Annotated in this window: 15 protein-coding genes and 1 pseudogene; 7 read left to right on the top strand and 9 right to left on the bottom strand. The window is 70.2% G+C overall.

The genetic code is table 11. The annotated features are described in order from the left end of the window. Positions 1–2 precede the first annotated feature (2 nt). Positions 3–668, top strand: coding sequence for a DUF6597 domain-containing transcriptional factor (locus ACFYZ8_RS22385; RefSeq protein ID WP_388536968.1), 666 nt, complete (start codon positions 3–5; stop codon positions 666–668). Here the strand turns inward: ACFYZ8_RS22385 and ACFYZ8_RS22380 are convergent. Both ACFYZ8_RS22380 and ACFYZ8_RS22375 read right to left on the bottom strand, forming a co-directional pair. Then, positions 642–1,052, bottom strand: coding sequence for a VOC family protein (locus tag ACFYZ8_RS22380; protein ID WP_359028772.1), 411 nt, complete (start codon positions 1,050–1,052; stop codon positions 642–644). The two genes, ACFYZ8_RS22385 and ACFYZ8_RS22380, sit on opposite strands and share 27 nt — an antisense overlap. A gap of 53 nt (positions 1,053–1,105) precedes the next feature. Beyond that, positions 1,106–1,420 (bottom strand): annotated as a pseudogene (locus ACFYZ8_RS22375) (VOC family protein); the annotation flags it as partial. Between the two features lie 258 nt (positions 1,421–1,678). Between ACFYZ8_RS22375 and ACFYZ8_RS22370 the strand changes: the two are divergent. Next, the gene (locus ACFYZ8_RS22370) at positions 1,679–2,338 is read left to right on the top strand and encodes a ThuA domain-containing protein (RefSeq protein ID WP_388536966.1); all 660 of its coding nucleotides are present in this window, start codon (positions 1,679–1,681) and stop codon (positions 2,336–2,338) included. A gap of 332 nt (positions 2,339–2,670) precedes the next feature. Here ACFYZ8_RS22370 and ACFYZ8_RS22365 read toward each other — a convergent pair whose 3' ends face one another. The 7 genes from ACFYZ8_RS22365 to ACFYZ8_RS22335 form a co-directional block, all read right to left on the bottom strand. Next, positions 2,671–3,714 (bottom strand): LacI family DNA-binding transcriptional regulator, encoded by a 1,044-nt coding sequence (locus ACFYZ8_RS22365; RefSeq protein ID WP_359028770.1) that lies wholly within the window; start codon positions 3,712–3,714, stop codon positions 2,671–2,673. A gap of 154 nt (positions 3,715–3,868) precedes the next feature. Beyond that, positions 3,869–5,713 (bottom strand): family 43 glycosylhydrolase, encoded by a 1,845-nt coding sequence (locus ACFYZ8_RS22360; protein ID WP_388536963.1) that lies wholly within the window; start codon positions 5,711–5,713, stop codon positions 3,869–3,871. Further along, positions 5,710–6,615, bottom strand: coding sequence for a carbohydrate ABC transporter permease (locus tag ACFYZ8_RS22355; protein ID WP_359028768.1), 906 nt, complete (start codon positions 6,613–6,615; stop codon positions 5,710–5,712). The genes ACFYZ8_RS22360 and ACFYZ8_RS22355 overlap by 4 nt, the downstream gene beginning before the upstream one ends. Beyond that, positions 6,615–7,499, bottom strand: coding sequence for a sugar ABC transporter permease (locus ACFYZ8_RS22350; protein WP_359028767.1), 885 nt, complete (start codon positions 7,497–7,499; stop codon positions 6,615–6,617). Before ACFYZ8_RS22350 ends, ACFYZ8_RS22355 begins: the two co-directional genes overlap by 1 nt. Positions 7,500–7,518: 19 nt before the next feature. Further along, positions 7,519–8,853 (bottom strand): ABC transporter substrate-binding protein, encoded by a 1,335-nt coding sequence (locus ACFYZ8_RS22345; protein WP_388536960.1) that lies wholly within the window; start codon positions 8,851–8,853, stop codon positions 7,519–7,521. Between the two features lie 369 nt (positions 8,854–9,222). Then, positions 9,223–10,317: a LacI family DNA-binding transcriptional regulator gene (locus ACFYZ8_RS22340; protein WP_359028765.1), complete on the bottom strand. Its 1,095-nt coding sequence runs from the start codon at positions 10,315–10,317 to the stop codon at positions 9,223–9,225. Between the two features lie 230 nt (positions 10,318–10,547). Then, on the bottom strand, positions 10,548–11,561 hold the full coding sequence (locus ACFYZ8_RS22335) for a hydroxyacid dehydrogenase (RefSeq protein WP_388536958.1): 1,014 nt from the start codon (positions 11,559–11,561) through the stop codon (positions 10,548–10,550). 282 nt (positions 11,562–11,843) lie between these two features. Between ACFYZ8_RS22335 and ACFYZ8_RS22330 the strand changes: the two genes are divergently transcribed. The 5 genes from ACFYZ8_RS22330 to ACFYZ8_RS22310 are packed head-to-tail and all read left to right on the top strand — an operon-like array spanning position 11,844 to position 19,962. After that, complete coding sequence (locus ACFYZ8_RS22330; RefSeq protein ID WP_388536956.1) at positions 11,844–13,193, top strand: extracellular solute-binding protein; 1,350 nt, start codon at positions 11,844–11,846, stop codon at positions 13,191–13,193. Beyond that, positions 13,190–14,182 carry a carbohydrate ABC transporter permease gene (locus ACFYZ8_RS22325; RefSeq protein ID WP_388536954.1) on the top strand — a complete coding sequence of 331 codons (993 nt, stop codon included), beginning with the start codon at positions 13,190–13,192 and terminating at the stop codon, positions 14,180–14,182. Before ACFYZ8_RS22330 ends, ACFYZ8_RS22325 begins: the two co-directional genes overlap by 4 nt. Further along, complete coding sequence (locus tag ACFYZ8_RS22320) at positions 14,179–15,048, top strand: carbohydrate ABC transporter permease (protein ID WP_359028761.1); 870 nt, start codon at positions 14,179–14,181, stop codon at positions 15,046–15,048. The genes ACFYZ8_RS22325 and ACFYZ8_RS22320 overlap by 4 nt, the downstream gene beginning before the upstream one ends. Positions 15,049–15,082: 34 nt before the next feature. Further along, a complete protein-coding gene (locus tag ACFYZ8_RS22315) occupies positions 15,083–16,615 on the top strand; it encodes a glycosyl hydrolase family 28 protein (RefSeq protein ID WP_388536951.1) in 1,533 nt (510 codons plus the stop codon). Then, a complete protein-coding gene (locus ACFYZ8_RS22310; RefSeq protein WP_388536949.1) occupies positions 16,612–19,962 on the top strand; it encodes an alginate lyase family protein in 3,351 nt (1,116 codons plus the stop codon). The genes ACFYZ8_RS22315 and ACFYZ8_RS22310 overlap by 4 nt, the downstream gene beginning before the upstream one ends. Positions 19,963–20,000: the final 38 nt, after the last annotated feature.

Below are 20,000 nucleotides of genomic sequence, written 5' to 3'. Positions count from 1 at the left end.
ACGTGTACACGGAACGGCCGTCCCGCCTCCCCGGCGCCGTCGTCTGGACCGGCGACGGCACTGGACGGGTCCTGCCCGACGGGTGCATGGACCTGCTCTGGAACGAGGGGCGACTCCTCGTCGCCGGACCCGACACACGCGCGTACGTCACCTCGGGCGCCCCCAGCACCTGGACCGGCCTGCGCTTCCACCCCGGATCCGCGCCCGCCTTCCTGGGCGTGCCCGCGCACGAACTACGTGACCGGCGCGTCGAGTTGGCCGACCTCTGGCCCGCTTCGGAGGTACGGCGGCTGCGGGACCGTGTCGCCGCCGCGCAGGGCCCCGCCGCGGCCCTCGAAGAGATCGCGGTGGAGCGCACGGCCCCGCCCGACCCCGTGCTCCGTGCCCTCGTCGCGTCCCTCGGCGCCGGGCGGTCCGTTGCCGTGACCGCCGGCGAACTCGGCCTCGGAGCACGTCAGTTGCACCGCCGTTCGCTCGTGGCGTTCGGGTACGGGCCGAAGACGCTGGCCCGGATCCTGCGGCTGCGGCGGGCACTCGCGCTGGCCCGGGCCGGGGTGCCGTTCGCGGAGACGGCCGCGCGGAGCGGGTTCGCCGACCAGGCCCATCTCGCGCGGGACGTCAAGGAGTTGGCGGGCGTGCCGCTAGGACGACTGCTCGCCGCCGGTTAGCGGGGCGTACAGGTCGACGCTGTTGCCGTCGGGGTCGTGCAGGGAGGCGTACCGCTGGCCCCAGTCGGCGTTCCACGGCTTGAGCTCACCGTGGAAGCCCTCACCCACCAACTCCTCGTACACCGCGTCGACCTCGGCGGGACCGGCGCAGCGCAGGGCGAGCCCGGTGCGGCTGCCGCCGGCGGGCGCCCGCCATCCGGGATGGAAGGAACGGACCGTCTCCTCCGTGTCGAGCATCAGCCGCACCCCGCCCGGCAGTTCGGCCTCGGCATGCGGCTGGCTCTCCGACCCTTCGGGAAACGGAAACCCCAGCCGCCGGTAGAAGGCGACGGAGGCGGCCATGTCGGAGGCGACCAGACCGATGGCGTCGAATCGTGGAGTCATGCCGCCACGGTAGGCGGCGCCCGGCCGCCCGGTCTTGAAGAAATCGGACACGTCGGCCGAAGGTCACCGGGCCCTGCGGTCAGGGAGAGCAGGGGAGTGGTCGGGAGCCCGAGTCGGTGAGGTGCGGGGAGGCGCCCCAGTCGATGAGGAAGGGGACGAGGCCGGAGGGATGCTGGGTGTCGCCGTCCGGGAGGTGCCACTCCAGCAGGGTGCCGTCAGGTCTGCGGTGGCGCATCGGGCGGATCTCGCCGGGGCCGTGACCACGGCCCCGGGCCACCGCCGCGTCCCGGCCGGGCGGGCTGATCGCCCAGTGTGACCGTGCGGGCCGCGGCGAGCGTGCCGACGCCGAAGGGGCGCGGGCCTGTGGGCTACGTCGAAGGGGCGCCGCCGGTGGGCTCCGGCCGCGCCGGCCCGGGCCGGGGCCTCTGACCGGTCTCGGCCTTGGCCCGCCCCGGCCCCAGTCCAGGCTCAGCCACCCGGTCAGCTCCGCGCGCTCCCCGGATCAGCCCCGCTGGGCCCCGGCCGCAGACCAGTCTCTGACCACCCCCGGCTCAGCCCCCGCTCGGACCAGTCCCCGACGAGGCCCCGGCACAGCTCCCCCCGACCCCCGGCCTACCCTCATCCCCATGGCCCCCCGACTCCTCCTCCACACCCGCACCACCGCCTACCGCCACGACTCCATCCCGGCCGCCGTCGACGCCGTCCGCGCGCTCGGTGACTTCGAGGTCGACGCGAGTGAGGACCCCGCAGCGCTGGAGCAGCCCCTCGGCCGGTACGCCGTCGTCGTCTTCCTCTCCACGAGCGGGGAGATCCTCACCCCGGCGGGACGCGACGGGCTCGCCGCCTACGTGGAGTCGGGCGGCGGGTTCGTCGGTGTGCACGCCGCCGCCTGCACCGAGTACACGTGGCCCCACTATGGGGAGCTGCTGGGCGCCCGGTTCGACAAGCACCCCGCGTACCAGCCCGGCCGCGTCCGCGTCGAGGACCGTGACCACCCCGCCACCCGACACCTGCCCGCCGTATGGGAGTTCACCGACGAGTGGTACGACTTCCGGACCAACCCCCGAGGCTCGGTGCGGGTGTTGGCGTGCGCGGACGAGTCCTCGTACGAAGGCGGCGGCATGGGCGCCGACCATCCGCTGGTGTGGTGCCGGGAGCAGGGCGCCGGCCGGGTCTTCTACACGGCGCTCGGGCACGCCACCGAGGCGTACGCGGACCCGGACTTCCGGGCCCATCTGCTCGGCGGTATCACCTGGGCGGCACGGTGGGAGACCGGCACGGGCTGACGCCGTCCCACCTGTCCCAGGTCGGTTGACCCCGGTGGGCGCGGGGGCGTGCGGCTGCTTGGCCCCGCTGAGACACCGCTGCCAGGACGACTTGCTGTACGCGGTGCGCCGCAGCAGTGCGACGAGGTGCCGCGCCTCCTTCGGAAGCGAGTCCGGCAACGGCCGCCAGCGTGTCATGGCCGTCCCCCAAGTGCTGGCTGCCGCCCCCGGCAGGGGCAGCGGGCCCCTTCCCGCCACATCGTTCGACGCCCGCCCCGGCCAGTCCCCTTCGCCCACGCACGACCGAAGGTGAACGCACCCGGCGGTGGGTGGCCCCCGCAGCCGATCGGGGGTCAGCCGCGCGGCGGGGCCGTGCTGGCCCGCTCCACCATCCGCGTCGACAGCTCGGTGCGGGTGCTCTCCGGGCGGTCGCCCTCCATCATCCGGACCAGCAGACGCAGGGCCGTCGCCGCCATCTCCGACAGGGGCTGCCGGACCGTGGTGAGCGCCGGGGTGGTCCAGCGGGCCTCGGGGAGGTCGTCGAAGCCGACGACGCTGATGTCGTCGGGGATGCTCAGGCCCCGTTCGGCCAGCGCCTCGTACACGCCGAGGGCCATGTGGTCGGAGCAGACGAAGACCGCGGTGGGCGGCTCGGGCAGATCGAGGAGTTCCAGGGTGCGGCGGTGGGCCGCGCTCTCGTCGAAGCCGGCGTGCCGGACGTACTCGGGCCGCTGCCGTATCCCCGCCGCCGCGAGCGCGGAACGATAGCCCGCCACGCGCGCGCTGCTGCACATCTTGCGCTGGTGACCGGCGACGACCGCGATGCGTTCATGGCCCAGCGCGAGGAGATGCTCGGTCGCCGTCACCCCGCCCTGCCAGTTCGCCGCGCCCACCGAGACCACGCCCGGCGGTGGTTCGAGGACCGGGTCGATCAGTACGTACGGGATGCGGTGCTGGTCCAGCCAGCCGTACTGCGACGCCGTCAGCTCGGCCAGGTTGAACAGCACCCCGGAGGAGCCGCGCGCGGTGAGCTTGTCCATCCAGCCGCGGTCCGGGCGCCCGGACCGGTTGCGGGTCAGCCCGGCCGAGACGACCACCTCCAGGCCCGCGTCGTGGGCGGCCGCCTCCACCCCGTGCAGCACCGCGCCCGACCAGGAGGTCTCCAGGGAGTGCACGACCAGGTCGACAAGACCCGACGACTTCGCCGCGTCGAACCTCGGTCTGCGGACATAGCCGAGGCGGTCCAGGGCCTCGGTGACCCTGCGGCGGGTCTCGGGGGCCACGTCCTCCCGGCCGTTGACCACCTTGGAGGCGGTCGGCACCGACACACCCGCCTCCCGGGCCACGACCGCCAGCGTGGGACCGGCCGCCACGCTCGCACTCCCCGTGCGGACCATCGGGAACCACCTCTCCGGCCCGCCCGAGGGCCTTGAAAGTTTCGACCAGCGCGGAAACAGTAAGCGCTTCCTACCCTAGGTTCGCCCGGTGGAGTCGGGAAGAGGTCGGGCTCAGCGGGTCTTCAACTCCCCCTCGCTTTCGAAACGTCGAACACTACCCACAGCTGAGACGGAACCCCGCGAAGTCGGCCGTGAAGCCCGCGTCGACCAGGTCCACGGCATGGATTCCGGCCATCGCGCCCGTGAACCGGAGCCTGGACCCGTGGTCGTCGGACAGCCGGGTGAAGTCCAGCTCCGGACCGACGGGCATCCGGTCGCCGTCGCTGCCGAGGCGCCAGAAACGAGCCACTCCGTCCCCCACGGTCACTCCCAATGTGAAGGCGCTTTCTGTGCTGCCGGCCTCGACCACGGCCACCTGCCGGGTGCTGCCCTCGTCCCGCTCGACCAGGCTGAGCACGGTCCGCCCACCGCCCCGCCACTGCTGACCCCGCTGCTCCTCGCCCTCGGGCTCCGCCCATGTCAGGTCCAGGGCCAGATAGGACTCGGTGTTGTACCAGAGCACCAGACCGGCGGCCTGCGTGAACGTGTCCGGCCGGGCCTCCACGGTGACCTGGGCCTCCGCACGGTGCTCGGTGATCCGCTGCGCCAGCAGGCTGTGCGCCCACCGCGACTCGGGCCCGTGCCGCCCGCGCAGCCGGATCCAGCCGGGCCGGGCGCCGGTGTCCGCCCAGGACGGGTCGGGCGCGGCCCGCAGGGAGCTCCAGGGCCAGGCCGACGGGGCGTCGGTGGGGGTGGGTTGTTCGTGCGGGTGCGGAAGTGTCGGTACGGCGCTCTCGGCGGCGGGGTGTGAAGCCGACGGTGCGCAGGCGTCGGTTTCCAGGTGGGCGGTCTCAATCCTGGGCTGCGGGGGTGTCGGTCTGCCTGCCTCGCCCCCTGGTTCCGCAGGTGTCGATGCGCCCCCCTCGTCCTCCGCGCGGGCATGCGCGGGCACCCCTGCCCCTGCCCCTGCCCATTCCCCTACTCCTTCCCCTACCCCTTCCCCTTCCCCTGCCCCCGGTTCCGGAAGTGTCGGTACGTCGACCTCGACCGCCGGATGCGAACCCCCGTGCCGCAACCTCGGCCAGCCCTGCGCGTCCCATACCACCGCCTGGATCGCGGTCTCCCGGCCCAGCGGGCAGCGCGGCCCGTCCGGCGTGTCCAGTGGGCGGGCCGTGAGGTGACTCAGCACCCAGCTCCCGTCCGGGAGTTGGACCAGCTCGCCGTGCCCCGCCTTCTGCAGCGGCAGCGACGGATCGTCCCGGGACGTCAGCAGCGGCCGGTCGTCCAGCTCGTAGGGGCCGGTGATCTCCCTGCTGCGGGCGACCAGGACCCCGTGCTCGAAACCGGTACCGCCCTCGGCGAGGACTAGGTAGTACCAGCCGTCCTTGTGGACCAGCTTCGGCCCCTCGATGAGCCGTTCGTGCTGGAGCAGCAGGTGGGTGTCTCCGACGGGCGACAGCGTCTTCCGGTCCAGTTCGGTCAGTACGATCCCGGCGAAGCGCCGGCCGCCGGGGCGGTGGTCGTTCTGGAGGTTGAGCAGCCACAGCCGGCCCTCCTCGTCGTGGAAGAGCGCGGGGTCGAAGCCATGGCTCGCGATCCGCCGCGGCGCCGTCCACTCACCGGACGCCTCTGTCGCCGTACAGACATAGGTGTCCGTGTCGAAGTACGGCGTGCCGACGGAGCGGACGATCGAGTAGACCACCCAGAACCGCTCGCCGTCCCAGCTCAGGGAGGGGGCCCAGATGCCGCCCGAGTCGGGCACGCCGGCGAGGGAGTCGCCCGGGACGGCGCCCTTGACGTGGCCGGCGTACTCCCAGTGCGCGAGGTCGCGGGAGCGGTGCAGCGGGATCGTCGGGAACCACTCGAAGGAGCTGGTCGCCACGTAGTACCAGTCGCCGACGCGGACCATCGACGGGTCGGGGGCGAAGCCGCGGATCACCGGGTTGCGCAGCAGGGTCACTTGAGGGCTCCGAGGGTGACACCGGTACGCCAGTAGCGGCGCATCGCGACCATCATGATCGCCATCGGGACGATGGACAGCAGGGCGCCGGTGAGGACCAGGCTGGTGAGGTCGACGCCGGACTCCAGACGCTTGCCGGACCAGTTGTAGAGGCCGATGTTGAGCGTCCAGTTGTTCTCGCCGCGCAGCACGGTCAGCGGCAGGAAGAAGGCGTTCCAGGTGTTGACGAAGGCCAGCAGGAACACCGTCGCACCACCCGTCGTCATCATCCGCAGCACGATGCTGAAGAAGATTCTCAGCTCCCCGGCCCCGTCGATCCGGGCCGCCTCAAGCAGCTCGAAGGGGATGGTCGCCTCGGTGTACACCTTGGCGAGGTACACGCTGAACGGGTTGATCAGACAGGGGATCAGCATCGCCCAGGGTGTGTCGACCAGGCCGATCTCCGAGAACAGCAGGTACAGCGGCAGGGTGAGCAGTGCGATCGGGATCAGGAAGGAACCGACCACGCACGCGAACACCAGGTTCCGGCCGGGGAAGTCGAAGCGCGCGAGTCCGTAACCGGTGGCGAGCGCCAGCAGCGTGCCCCCCAGTGAGCCGACACCGGCGTACAGGAACGAGTTGGCCGTCCAGCGCAGGAAGATGCCGTGCTCGTAGGTGAACAGCTGACGCAGGTTCTCCCACAGGTGCCAGCCGGAGAACCACAGCCCGTTGGACTGGTAGAGGCCGGTGCGGTCCTTGGTGGCGGCGACGATCAGCCACCACACCGGGAAGAGGCTGTAGACACTCGCCAGCGACAGCCCGACGAGCAGAAAGCGCTGCCCGCCACGCGAACGGGCAGCCGGATCAGGGGCGTTGAGCCGCCGGACCGGCGCGCTCCTCGTGGGTTCCTCGACGAGGGTCATCAGTCGGCCTCCTTCGAGGTGAACCGGTAGAAGAGGAAGGAGGCGACGCCGAGGATCAGGGCGAGCAGCACCGAAAGGGCCGCCGCGTAGTGGTAGTTGCCCGCGTTGAACGCCTGGTTGTAGATGATCATGATCGGGGTGAAGGAGTCACTGACCGTCTGCGGGGTGACGTTCCGGAACAGCGCGGGTTCGTTGAAGATCTGGAGCATCTGGATGATGGAGAGCATCCCCGTCAGCACCAACGCCCCCCGCACGAACGGGATCTTGATGCTGAGCGCGACCCGCAGCTCGGATGCCCCGTCCAGCCGCGCGGCCTCGAACAGATCGCGCGGCACGCCCTGGAGCGCCGAGTAGATGATGACCATGTTGTAGCCGATGCCGTGCCAGGTCAGCAGGTTGCCGATGGACGGCCACACCATCGAGGGCGCGAAGAAGTTCCAGGAGAACCCGAAGACCTCGCCGAGCGGGGTGAGCGGGCCGACGTCCGGGCTGTACAGGTTCAGCCACACGATGGCCGCGACCACGCCCGGGATCATGTACGGCACCAGCAGCAGAATCCGGAACCGTCCGGCCGTCCTGGAACCGAGCGCGTCCAGGAACAGTGCCAGCACCAGGCTGACCAGCAGCATGACCGGGATCTGCACACAGGCGAACAGCACGACCCGCAGCACGGATCCCATGAACGCCGAGTCCGTGAGCCCCTGTCGGTAGTTGTCGAGACCGGAGAACTCGTCGGTGGTGCCACCGAGCCCCAGCCCGGAGGACTGCGAGCGGTACAGCGACTGGTAGACGGCGTACCCGATCGGCAACAGGTACAGGAAGACGAAGCCGAGCTGGAAGGGCACCGTGAAGGCGGCACCCTTCCAGCGCAGTGAGCGAATCATCAGCAGCAGCCCTCAGCCTCTAGCCCTTGACGCTGATGCCGCGGGACTTCAGGTCGTTGACCGTCCACTCCTGCATGTGCGCCAGCAGCTCGGTCACCGTCTGCTCCTTGCTGACCACCTTGGCCCAGCCGGCCTGCATCTCGGTGAACATCGCGGTCCAGTCGGGCCCGAAGGTCCAGTCGGTGGTGACGGTCTTCAGGCTGTCCTTCACGACCTGCTGGCCCGCCTGGTAGTTGGAGCCGAGCAGCTTCTGGGAGACCGCCTCGGGCACGTACGGGTCGCTGTCGGCCAGTGCCGGCATCACGCCGTTGCCGGTGGTCGGACTCGCCATGGTCTTCACCGCGCCGGTGTTCGTGGACATCCACAGCGCGGCCTCGGCGGCCTGCTCCTGGTTCTTGCAGCCCTTGGTCACCAGGGTCACGCTGCCGGTCAGGTTGGTGCCGGCCGGGGTCTTGGCGGCCTCACCGGTGAACGTCGGCCAGGGGGAGAGACCCCAGTTCCCGAAGGACTTGGTGAAGTTCTGCACCATGCCGGCCATCTGCCAGGTCGAGATCTGCCGGGTGGCGGTGCCGCCGTTGTCGTAGTTGCGCTGCACGGCCGCGTAGTCGGCGAAGGACAGCTTGCTGTTGAGGTCGTTGTCGATGATCTCCTGGATCACCTTGGCGGCCTTCAGCGTGCCCGCGTCCTGGAAGTCCACCTTCCAGGAGTTGCCGTCGATGGAGTACCAGTGTGCCCCGGCCTGCATGGCGAGCACTTCGAGCGTGCTCGGGTCCTCACCGGCGTAGTTGGTGATCTTTATGCCGTGCTTCTTCAGCACCTTGCCCGCGGCGATGAACTCGTCCCAGGTCGTCGGCGCCTTGATGCCGTACTTCTTGAAGAGGTCGGTGCGGTAGATGGTGAAGTTCGGCGCCGAGCTGGTCGGCACGCCGTACATCTTCCCCTGCACCTGCGCACTCGCCCACGACCCGGTGTTGAACCTGCCCTTTTCACCCTCGACGTACTTCGTGATGTCGGCGAGCGCCCCCTGCGCGACCCAACTGGTGACGTACTCGGCGGTGTTCTGCACCAGACACGGTTCGTTGCCCGCCTTCACCGCGTTGGTGAGCTGCTTCTGCATGGTGAGCTGGTCGGTGACCTTCGTGTACTTCAGCTGGATGTCCTTGTGCGAGGCGTTGAACGCCTTGACGACGGCGTCCTGGCCGTTGGCCCAGCCCCAGAAGGGGAGGGTGACCGGCCCGGACGACTGCGAGTCGCCGGAGTCGCCCGACCCGCCGCACGCGGTGAGCAGACCTGACAGCGCGAGTCCCGCAACGGCGGCGCGGGCGAACCTTCTCCGGGGGCTGCTGAAGTTCATCTGACCGTGTTCCTTCGCGAAGTAGGGCGTCTCGGAGAGGAGAGAGGGGGATCGGCGGCTCGGTGCCGGCCGGAAACGGCGGCCGGACGTCTCATCGGCTCGCGGTTGCGGGGGGTCGGCCCAGCAGAAGCTGTAGTAACCGGTTGCTGGGACGGTAGGCCGACGCCCCGTGGGTTAGCAAGAGGTAGACGGCAATTTGTTACGCCGGTTTGTCCGAGGAGTTAGGTCTGGGTGCGAGCCGTACGAGGACCCGAAGGCTGACGTACTTCCAGCTCAGAGCCCCTGCCCCCCGAAGGGCACCCGGCCGCGAGCCACAGCGCGCGAACTGTCGGCGCAGGACGGAAACCGGTTACGAAACGATCTGCTTCTTCACTGTCCAGCGGGTTGCGCGGGCGGCCGTACCGAGTTCCGTACGACGACATGGGTGCCCAGCACCAGATGGTCCCCGTCGGCCCCCCGGCGCCGCGCTCCACCGCCCTCACGCCGGTCCGCGACCGCACGCAGGGCGACCCGCCCCATCTCCTCGTACGGCACATGGACGGTGGTGAGCTGCGGGGTGAGCTGGGAAGCGAGCGGGATGTCGTCGTACCCCACGATCGACACGTCCTCGGGCACCCGCAGCCCGGCCGCCCGCAGGGCCTGCATGGCCCCGGCGGCGACGACGTCGGTCCCGGCGAGGACGGCGGTGAACTCGAGCCCGTCCCGCAGGCTGTCCTCGACGGCCTCGTAGCCGTGCTCGTAGTCGTAGGCCCCGTGCCGCACCATGCCGTCCTCGAACGGCACGCCGTACGCCTCGAAGGCACGCCGAGCGCCTCTCAACCGTCCCTGCGCCGTGGTGAGTTCGGAGTGCCCGGGCAACACGAGGACCCTTCGGTGCCCAGCCGAGAGCAGATGGCTGGCCATGGCGTAGGCGCCGCCCTCGTTGTCGTAGTCGACGGTCGTGGCCGGCACGTCGCCCTCCAGCGGCGGCCGCCCCACGAGCACGAGATGGGACCCGGCCGCGTCCAGGGAACGGGCGAACCGGGCCATGCGCAGCTGGTACTCGTCGTAGTCGTAGGCACCGCCGAGCAGCACCACGGCCGCGACCCCCTGCTGCCGCATGAGGTTGACGAGGGCCAGCTCCCGCTCGGGATCGTCCCCGGTGGTCCCCACCAGCGACAACCATCCCCGCAGCGTGGCGGCACCCTCAACTCCCTTGGCCACGTGGGCGAACGCGGCCCCGGTGATGTTGTTGATGAGGATGGCGACGGTGGGTGTGCCGCCCCCGGCGAGCGACCGGGCGTGGGCGTTGGTGACGTAGTCCAGGTCGCGCACGACCTTCATCACCTTGCGGCGCAGGTCCTCGGAGACCGGGTAGTTCCCGGACAACACCCGCGAAACGCTGGCCACGGACACCCCGGCCCGCTCGGCCACGTCCCGAATGGTGGCCCGTCCGACGTCCCCGGACGCCTTGCGCTGACTCACCCTTGCGGCTCCTTCACGGTCATGGCCGGGGGCCCCGCCCCAGTCGGGGTCCGGAAACCGTATCCCATTGTTACTACAGCACGATTCCGACGGCGTAGGTAGCAACGGGCGGCATGTGCCCACCAACGGCCGGTGCACCCCGGACTCCGACTGAGGCGCCCCCGGAGGCGACCGAACCCATGTGGTGCGAGCACGTGAGGTACACCCGGGCCAGGTAGACCAGCCCCTCCTCAAGCCACCCGCCCCATATCCGCGAACCGCACCTCATGCACCAACCCCACCCCCGCCCCCACCCGCTCCAGTTCCTCCACCACGATCCGCCCCAGCCGCTCCAGTTCGTTCCCGAGCGACCCCGCGATGTGCGGGGTGAGGAACACGTTGGGCAGCCGGTACAGCGGCGACTCCGCGGGCAGTGGTTCGGGCTCGGTGACGTCGAGCACCGCGCGCAGCCGCCCCGAGACCAGCTCCTCGGCCAGCGCGTCGGGATCGACCAGTGCCCCGCGGGACGTGTTGATGAGCACGCCTCCGTCCCGGATGAGTCCGAGCCGGTTCCCGTCCAGCATCCGGTAGGTCTCCGGGATGTCGGGCGCGTGCAGGGTGACGATGTCGCTGCGCCGCAACAGGTCCTCCAGCGACACGAGTTCGGCCCCGAATGAGCCGGCCTCGGCGGGGCTGACGTACGGATCGTGCAGCAGCACCGTGAAGTCGAACGGCCGTAGCAGTTCCAGCAGCCGCCGCCCCACCCGGGACGCCCCGATGACTCCGATCCGCCGTCCCACGTTCCCGGTGGCCGCGGTCTCCGCGGGCGGGGGATACGCGTGGGTGAGCCGGAACCGTTCGCGGTGATCGAACGCGTCCTTCCCCCACAGCAGGATCATCGCGAGGGTGTACTCGGCGACGGGCAGCGCGTTGCCGGTGACCGCGCTGGAGACGGCGATGCCGCGTTCCCACACGGCGTCGCCGACGAGTGAGCGGACGGAGCCCGCGGCGTGCAGGACGGTGCGCAGGCGGGGGGCCACGTCGAGGACGCCGGCGTCGAGGTGGGGGCAGCCCCAGCCGGTGATCAGCACGTCCGCCGTGCTCAGGGCGTCGGCCGCCCGGGGGTCGGTGAAGTCCTGGACGACGAGTGCGGGGTCGAGGTCGGCGGCCTCGCTCAGCCTGGTCATCAGGGGTGGGGGGAAGAGCAGGGGGAGGTGTACGGGATCCATCGCGAACACGGCCCTGGGTGGCTGAGGGCTGGGCATGTCACTCCTGACACACTGAGTGGAAACAGTTTCTGAAAACGTCTTCTACGGCAGATCTACCGTAGGTCTGGCGTCGAGGCGTGGTCAATCGCTGAAGAGGGCCGGATGACAACCGGTTGCCCCACGCATTCAGTGTCGGCGAGGTTACACAGTCTTTTCGAAAGTTCGTCAAGCCTCTTGACGCCGTTTCCGGCCAGGGCAGAAGCTCTGCCCCAACGCAGCAACCGGTTGTCTCACGGTCGCCGCGTTCCCATGAACGGACAGAGCAGGAGGTGGTGCGTCGTGCGCCCACATGCCGGTGCCGCGCTGAGCCGCCGCCGTTTTCTCTCCCTTTCCGCAGGCGGTGCCGTGGCGGGGTCGGCAGCGCTGAGCGGCTGTGCGATGCGGGTGTCGAGCGCGGTCGGCGGCTCCGGCGAGACCGTCACGGTGATGGCCAAGGCCGACGACATCTCACCGGAGCTGATCAAGCAGGCCCAGAAGGACATCGGCGTCAGGATCAACACGGTGCTGTACAGCACCAGCAAGCTGATCGCGATGACGACCAACGGCAATCCGCCCGACCTCGTGCGCGGCGTGGGTGCCGTGGACGCCCCGTACTACGCGGCCCGGGGCGTCATGGAGGACCTGGACCCGTACTTCGCGAGGAGCAGCGTCCTGCGGCCGGACGATCTGGACCCGGTCAACGACCTGTGGCGCTACGACGGCCGTACCCAGGGCAGGGGCCCGCGCTACGGCATGGCGAAGGACTTCTCCCAGGACTCGATGTTCTGGTACAACACCGCGCTGTTCGACCAGGCCGACGTCGACTACCCGCCCGAGCTGGACCCGGTCACCTACGAGGAGTGGCTGGACAAGGCCAAGCGGCTCACCCGCCGCAAGAACGGCCAGACGACCGTGTTCGGCGGCAGCTACAACGGTGTGCTCACCCCCAACCTCCTGGCGAGCCTCACCGTGGCCGCCGGCGGGAACCTCTTCACCGACGACTACTCCCGGGTCGACTTCACCACCCCCGAGGCCCGCAAGGCGCTCGGCTGGTACATCGACTACTGCCGGACCAAGGTCGGGCCGAGCATCGTCCAGCCCGACCCCAACAACTGGGACGGACCCACCTTCCAGGCGAACCGGCTCGCCATGTCGAACTCGGGGTACTGGCTCGGCGGTCTGATCAACGCGGACAAGAAGCTGGCGCCGCTGTCCCGGCTCGCCCCCGCCCCGTACTTCGAGGGCGGCCGGCGGGTCAGTCCGTGCCAGGCCGGCACCGGCTTCTGGATCCCCAGCAAGTCCCGCAACAAGGACGCCGCCTGGCGGGTCTTCGAGTGGTTCTTCGGCGAGGCACCGGCCAAGGCGCGCGCCTCCGGCGGCTGGGGCATCCCGACCCTGAAGTCTCTGCGCCCGCTGATGCCCGCTCAGGAGGAGTACCAGAAGCGGGTGTTGCGGGTGCAGGAGGCGGAGCTGCGGCACTACTCGGTGATCGCCTTCACGCCGTACGCCACCGCGGACTCGCTCCTCGCCCTCTTCAACCAGATCGCCCCGGCCGCCATGACCGGCGGCATGTCCGTCGACACCCTCGCGGGGCGTCTGAACTCGGCCATGAACGAGCAGCTCAAGCGCGGTAAGGAGCAGGTTGGATGACGGTCGGTCAGATACCCTCGGTCGCGTCCCGAGGCGACACCGCCTCAGTGGCCGACCCGGCGACACCGCGGCCTCGTACGTCCATCGCCACCCGCAGGCACCGCGCGTTCTACATGTTCGCCTCGCCCTGGATCGTCGGCTTCGCGCTGCTGACCATCGCTCCGATGGCGTACGCGCTGTGGCTGAGCTTCACCACCTTCGACGGCATCTCGCCGCGCTGGCACTACGTGGGCCTCGGCAACTACCGCGAGCTGTTCTCCGACGCGCAGACCTGGCAGTCGCTGGGCCGCACGGGCCTGTTCGCGATCACCTCGGTGCCGCTGTCGATCATCGCCGGGCTGGGGCTCGCCGTCCTGGTCAACCGGCCGCTCAAGGCGCGCGGGCTGTTCCGCACCCTGCTGTATCTGCCGGCGGTGGTGCCCCCGGTGGGCGCGGGCATCGCGTTCAAGCAGCTCTTCGACCAGAACTCCGGGGCCGCGAACGGGGTGTTGAACCTCTTCGGTATCGACGCCCTCGGCTGGCTCGCCGATCCCTACGCCCGCTACGTCCTGATCATGACGGTCCTCTGGACGGCCGGAAACATCATGATCATCTCGCTGGCGGGACTCCAGGACATCCCCCGCGAACTCCTCGAAGCGGCCCGGATCGACGGGGCGAGCGCCTGGCGGAGCTTCCGCAGCATCACGGTGCCGCTGCTGTCGCCGGTGCTGCTCTTCCAGACCGTGACCGGCGTCATCGCCTCGGTGCAGACCATCATGCCGCTGCTGCTGGCCCCCGACCCGACCCCGGCCGGCATCACCGCGCTCCCGCAGTCCACCTACCTCTACATGATGCACGTGTTCGCGGAGTACTTCGCGTTCGGCCGCTACGGCTACGCCTCCGCGCTGCTGTGGGTGCTGTTCGTCCTGATCCTCGTCGCGACCGCGGTGATCTTCAAGGCCACGTCAGGCGTGGTGTTCTACAACGTCGACCCGGAGGCGAAGAAGTGACCGCCACCACCGCCACCACCCGCCGCACCCCGAAGCCCGGCCCCCGCCTACGCGTCAACCGCCTCGTCCTCTACACGGTCCTCGTCGCGATCACCGGCCTGTTCCTGGGCCCCTTCGGCTGGCTGGTCATCGCCGGCCTCAAAACGCCGGCCGAGCTGGCGGCCTCACCCGTGCACTGGCTCCCCGACCACATCCAGTGGCACAACATCGCCGACGCCTTCCGCCTCATCGACTTCCTCGGCTACGCCCGCAACTCCCTGATCATCGCCCTCATCTACGCCACCCTCGTGACCCTGAGCTCCGCCTGGGTCGGCTTCGGCTTCGCCCGCCTCGAAGCCCCGGGCAAGAAGACCCTGTTCGGCATCCTGCTGGGCTCGATGATGCTGCCCCAGATGATCACCCTGCTGCCGACGTACCTGATCTTCGCCAAGCTCGGCATGGTCGACACGTACTGGCCCTGGGTGCTGTGGGGTATGGCCTCCGCCCCCTACCTGGTCTTCCTCTTCCGGCAGTTCTTCGCGGGCCTGCCCCGCGAGCTGGAGGAGGCGGCGATCGTCGACGGCTGCGGCTACGCGGCCATCTTCTGGCGGATCTTCCTCCCGCAGTCCTGGCCGGTTCTCTCCGCGAGCTTCGTGATCGCCTTCACCTGGACCTGGGGCGACTACATCGCCCCGCAGCTCCTGCTGTCCACGGACCGCACCACCCTCGCGGTCGCCGTCATGTCGACCTACGTCACCTCGGCCGGCACCCCGGTCACCAACCTCCAGGCCGCCGCCTCGGTGATGTACGTCGTCCCGATCCTGCTGATCTTCCTGGTCGCCCAGCGCGGTTTCGTCGCCGGCACGTCGACGACCGGACTCAAGTAGCCGTCCCCGTACCCCTGTTCGCAAGGAGCCCTGAATGAACACGCCGTTGTCCCGCCGTACGGCTCTCCAGGCGGCCGGTGCCACCGTGCTCGCCGCCGGTCTGACCAACCTGACGGCCACGGCGGCCCGGGCCGACGACAGTGCCGCCGACACCGGACCGAAGCTGGTGACCTACCCCCGCCCCGCCGCGATGCCCACCAACACCAGCTTCAGGGTGCGGGTCCGCACCGCCCCCGACGGCGACTGGCAGACCCTCGACATCTGGCGGCCCCAGCTGGGCGAGATCAACCCCACCACCGGGTCCAGCAAGACGTACAACTCCTCGCTGGCGTACTTCGACTTCCAGGGCTCCGTCGAGGTCGAGGTCACCTACCTCAAGGGCGGCACCACCAAGGTCCGGGTGAGACCGGACTCGTACGGCATCAAGCCCGAGGTGCTCGGTGACACCCTGCGCTTCACGCTCGACCAGCCGCGCAACCTCGTCGTGCAGATCAACGACGACATCTTCGACTGCCTCCACCTGTTCGCCCGCGCCGTCGAGAAGAAGAAGCCCGCACAGGACGACCCGGACGTCCTCTACTACGGCCCCGGCGTCCACACCACCGCCGACGGCACGCTGCTCGTCCCCTCAGGCAAGACCGTGTACCTCGACGGCGGCGCCGTCCTCAAGGCGACCGTGATCTTCCGGAACGTGGAGCACGCCGGGATAGCCGGCCGGGGCGTGCTCGCCGGTACGGCGGGCGGCGGGGCCCTGGTGGAGAGTTCACGGAACATCTCCATCGGCGCCGTCACCGTGCTCAACCCGAACGGCTACGCCGTCCAGCTGGGCGAGGCCACCGGCGTCACCATCAAGGGTCTCGGCTCCTTCAGCAACAAGGGCTGGGGCGACGGCATCGACGTCTTCTGCTCCAGCGATGTCGTCATCGACGGCGTCTTCATGCGCAACTCCGACGACTGCATCGCCATCTACACCCACCGTTGGGACTACTACGGCGACACCACCGACGTCACCGTCCGCAACTCCACCCTGTGGGCGGACGTCGCCCACCCCATCAACGTCGGTACGCACGGCAACACCGACAACCCCGAGGTCCTGAAGAACCTCCGCTTCAAGAACATCGACATCCTCGACCACCGCGAACCCCAGATGAACTACCAGGGCTGCATCGCCCTCAACCCCGGCGACTCCAACCTGATCAAGAACGTCCGCATCGAGGACATCCGGATCGAGGACTTCCGCTGGGGCCAGGTCATCTACATGAAGGTCATGTACAACACGAAGTACAACACCTCGGTGGGCCGCGGCATCCAGAACGTCTACGTCAAGAACCTCAGCTACACGGGCACGAACGCCAAGCCGTCCCTCTTCCTCGGCTACGACGCCGACCACGCCATCAAGGACGTCACCTTCGAGAACCTGGTGATCAACGGTCTCGTCGTCGCCGACTCGATGAGGAAGCCGAGCTGGTACTACACCACGGACACGATCCAGTGGTTCTCCAACGAGCACGTGACGAACCTCAGGTTCCTCACGACCGCCGAGGCCGAGGCGGCCGCCGCGTCATGAGCACCAGCCCGTCGAGAACCGCACTCGCCCCGAGCCGCCGGGGTTTCCTCGGCGGCACGGCCGCCCTGCTGCTGGCGGCGGGCGCGAGCGGACTGCTCGCACCCGGCACCGCCCGGGCCGCCGAACGCACCCGCGGCTCCCGCGCCTTCACGCACCCCGGCCTCCTGCACACCGCCGACGACCTGGCCCGCATGAAGGCCGCGGTCGCCGCCAAGCAGGCCCCGGTCTACGACGGCTACCTGGCGTTCGCGGCCCACCCGCGCTCCCAGTCGACGTACACCGTCCAGAACACCGGTCAGATCACCTCCTGGGGCCGTGGCCCCGCCAACTTCCAGAACCAGGCCGTCGCCGACTCGGCCGCCGCCTACCAGAACGCCCTCATGTGGGCCGTCACGGGCAACCGCGCCAACGCCGACAAGGCCCGCGACCTCCTCAACGCCTGGTCGGCGTCCCTCACCACGATCACGGGAGCGGACGGCCCGCTCGGCGCCGGACTCCAGGCCTTCAAGTTCGTCAACGCGGCCGAACTCCTGCGCCACACCGGCTACGACGGCTGGACGGACGCGGACATCGCCCGCTGCGAACGGTCCTTCCTGGACGTCTGGTATCCGGCCGTCTCCGGATACATGCTCTACGCCAACGGCAACTGGGACCTGACGGCCCTTCAGACCATCCTGGCCATCGGTGTGTTCTGCGAGGAGCCCACCCTCTTCGAGGACGCGCTGCGCTTCGCCGCGGCCGGCGCGGGCAACGGCTCCATCGCCCACCGCGTCGTCACCGCCGCAGGACAGGGCCAGGAGGCCGGCCGCGACCAGGGCCACGAACAGCTCGCGGTCGGCCTCACCGGGGACATCGCCCAGGTCGCCTGGAACCAGGGCGTCGACCTGTGGGCGTACGACGACCACCGCGTCCTCGCCAACTTCGAGTACGCGGCCCGCTACAACCTCGGCAACGACGTCCCCTTCACCCCGGACCTCGACCGCACCGGCAAGTACATCAAGCAGACCGTCTCCGCCACCGGCCGCGGCACCCTGCCCCCGATCTACGAGATGGCCTACGCCCACTACGCCGGCGTCCGCGGCCTCGACACCCCGTACACCAGGGCGGCCGTCTTCCGCGGCACCGGCGGCGCACGGATCGTCGAGGGCAGCAACGACGACCTGCCCAGCTGGGGAACCTTCGCCTACGCGGGAGCCACGGCACCCGCACCCACCGCTCCGACCGCCCCGGCGGGGCTCACGGCGGCGGGGGAGCGGACCGGGATCACGGTGAGCTGGCTGCCCTGCACCTGGGCCACGGGCTACACCGTCCTGCGCGCCACGCGCCTCCAGGGGCCCTACGAGGAGATCGCCACCGGCCTCGACGAGCCGACGTACACGGATGACCGGGTGCACGCCGGACGGACGTACCACTACACCGTCACCGCCACCAACTCCTTCGGCACCAGCGCCGGTTCGGCGCCCGTGTCCGCCACCGCCGGTCTCCCCGAACCCTGGTCGACCCGGGACATCGGGGACGTGAAGACCCCCGGCTCGGCCGTCTTCGACGGTGAGCGCTTCGTGCTGGAGGCGAGCGGCACCGCCGACACGCACCGGCTCGTCCATCTGCCCCTGCGCGGCGACGGCACGGTCACCGCGCGGATCGTGTGGCCGCTGAGCTCGCAGTACTCCAAGATCGGCGTCGGCCTGAGGGACTCCCTCGACGCGGACGCCGCCCACGCCGCCATGGTCATCCAGGGGCTGCCGCTGCACACCTGGAGCGGGGTGTGGACCGTACGGCCGTCCCGCGGGGCCGCCGTCTCCGCGACCGGCGGCACACCGGTGCCGCCCTCGCAGCAGACGGCGATCACCACGAGCGCCGCCTTCCCGATCTCGAGCCTCGGCACCCTGCCCGAGTCGGCGACCCCCCTCGAAGCCCCCTGTGTCGAGGCAGCGGGAGACGGCTACCGGCTGCGCACGCCCTACTGGGTCCGCGTCACCCGCAAGGGTCGCCGCTGCACCGGCGCGATTTCCCCGGACGGCGTCCGCTGGACCGAAGTGGGTTCCACCGAAGTCGAGTTGGGGCGGACCGTGTACGCGGGCCTCCTCCTCACCTCCTGCCTCGGAGTCGACGCCGACTACGCCGAGACCGGCACCGGAGCCTTCGACAACGTCACCGTGACCTCGGCGTACGGCGAGGTCTGGTCGGTGCCGAAACCGGCCCGGACCGCCGGTGACCTGAGGGCGACCGCAGGCCCGGACGCCGTCGAACTCGCCTGGACCGACCCCGACCTCTCCGCCCGCTACAAGGTCCTGCGGGCGACGGCCCCCGACGGCCCCTACCTCACCCTCGCCACCGGCATCGGCCCGGTCGGGTCCGGCACCCGCCTCCAGTACGCCGACGGCACCGGCACCCCCGGGACGACGTACCACTACGCCGTGGCGAAGACGAACGCGGCCGGGCGCGGCCCCCTCTCGGAGCCCGCCTCCGCCGCGATGCCGACCCCCTCCGTACCCGAACTCACCTCGCCCACCCAGCTGTTCGCGAACAAGGGGGTGGACTTCCGGCACGTCCTGCGGGCCTCCCACGAGCCGGTACGGTTCACCGCCACCGGCCTGCCCGACGGCCTCCGCGTCGACCGGCGCACCGGACTGATCCACGGAACCCCGCGCGGGACCGGCGAGTTCACCGTCACCACCACCGCCGGGAACGCGGCGGGCGACGGCACCGGAACCCTCACCCTCACCGTCGGCACACCCCCGCCGTCCCCCTGGACGTACGGCGACCTCGGTGACGTGGTCCTGGACGATCGCGCCTACGGCACGCTGGGCGTGGCCGCGATCCTCACCCCCGGCAGCACCGCCCACGAGGACGGGACCTTCGTGGTGCGCGGCGCGGGCGTCGACCTGACCGTCAACAACCAGGGAATGACAGGGCAGTTCGTCAGGCGACCCGTCACCGGGGACTGCCAGATCACCGCCCGGCTGGTCTCCCGCACCGGAGCCACCGCCGACCGGGTCGGACTGCTGATGGCGAAGTCGCTGTCGCCGTTCGACCAGGCGGCCGGAGTGATCGTCACCGGCGGCACCACCGCGCAGCTCATGCTGCGCAAGACCGTCGCCGGCGCCTCCGCCTTCACCGGCAACCGCACCGTCCAACTCCCCACACTGCTGCGGCTGAAGCGCACCGGGACCGCCTTCACCGCATCCGTGTCGTCCGACGACGGCGCCACCTGGACCGACCTCGCCTCCGGTGAGATCCCCGGCTTCGGTGACGCCCCCTTCCACGTCGGCCTGGTGGCCTGCTCCCGCAGCCCGCTGGCCCTCGTCACCTCCGAGTTCGACGAGGTGAGCATCACCGCCATGTGATCCCCCTCTGATTCCCCCCACGGAATGGAGACGCACAG

Source organism: Streptomyces sp. NPDC001668 (genome assembly GCF_042893155.1).
GTDB lineage: Bacteria > Actinomycetota > Actinomycetes > Streptomycetales > Streptomycetaceae > Streptomyces.
Note: the sequence above shows the minus strand (reverse complement) of the source record. Positions and strands in the feature narration are given on the sequence as shown.

Coding starts and splice junctions, on each gene's coding strand:
- ACFYZ8_RS22380 (WP_359028772.1), bottom strand. CDS start 1,052: ATGACTCCACGATTCGACGCCATCGGTCTGGTCGCCTCCGACATGGCC.
- ACFYZ8_RS22370 (WP_388536966.1), top strand. CDS start 1,679: ATGGCCCCCCGACTCCTCCTCCACACCCGCACCACCGCCTACCGCCAC.
- ACFYZ8_RS22365 (WP_359028770.1), bottom strand. CDS start 3,714: ATGGTCCGCACGGGGAGTGCGAGCGTGGCGGCCGGTCCCACGCTGGCG.
- ACFYZ8_RS22355 (WP_359028768.1), bottom strand. CDS start 6,615: ATGACCCTCGTCGAGGAACCCACGAGGAGCGCGCCGGTCCGGCGGCTC.
- ACFYZ8_RS22350 (WP_359028767.1), bottom strand. CDS start 7,499: ATGATTCGCTCACTGCGCTGGAAGGGTGCCGCCTTCACGGTGCCCTTC.
- ACFYZ8_RS22345 (WP_388536960.1), bottom strand. CDS start 8,853: ATGAACTTCAGCAGCCCCCGGAGAAGGTTCGCCCGCGCCGCCGTTGCG.
- ACFYZ8_RS22335 (WP_388536958.1), bottom strand. CDS start 11,561: ATGCCCAGCCCTCAGCCACCCAGGGCCGTGTTCGCGATGGATCCCGTA.
- ACFYZ8_RS22325 (WP_388536954.1), top strand. CDS start 13,190: ATGACGGTCGGTCAGATACCCTCGGTCGCGTCCCGAGGCGACACCGCC.
- ACFYZ8_RS22315 (WP_388536951.1), top strand. CDS start 15,083: ATGAACACGCCGTTGTCCCGCCGTACGGCTCTCCAGGCGGCCGGTGCC.
- ACFYZ8_RS22310 (WP_388536949.1), top strand. CDS start 16,612: ATGAGCACCAGCCCGTCGAGAACCGCACTCGCCCCGAGCCGCCGGGGT.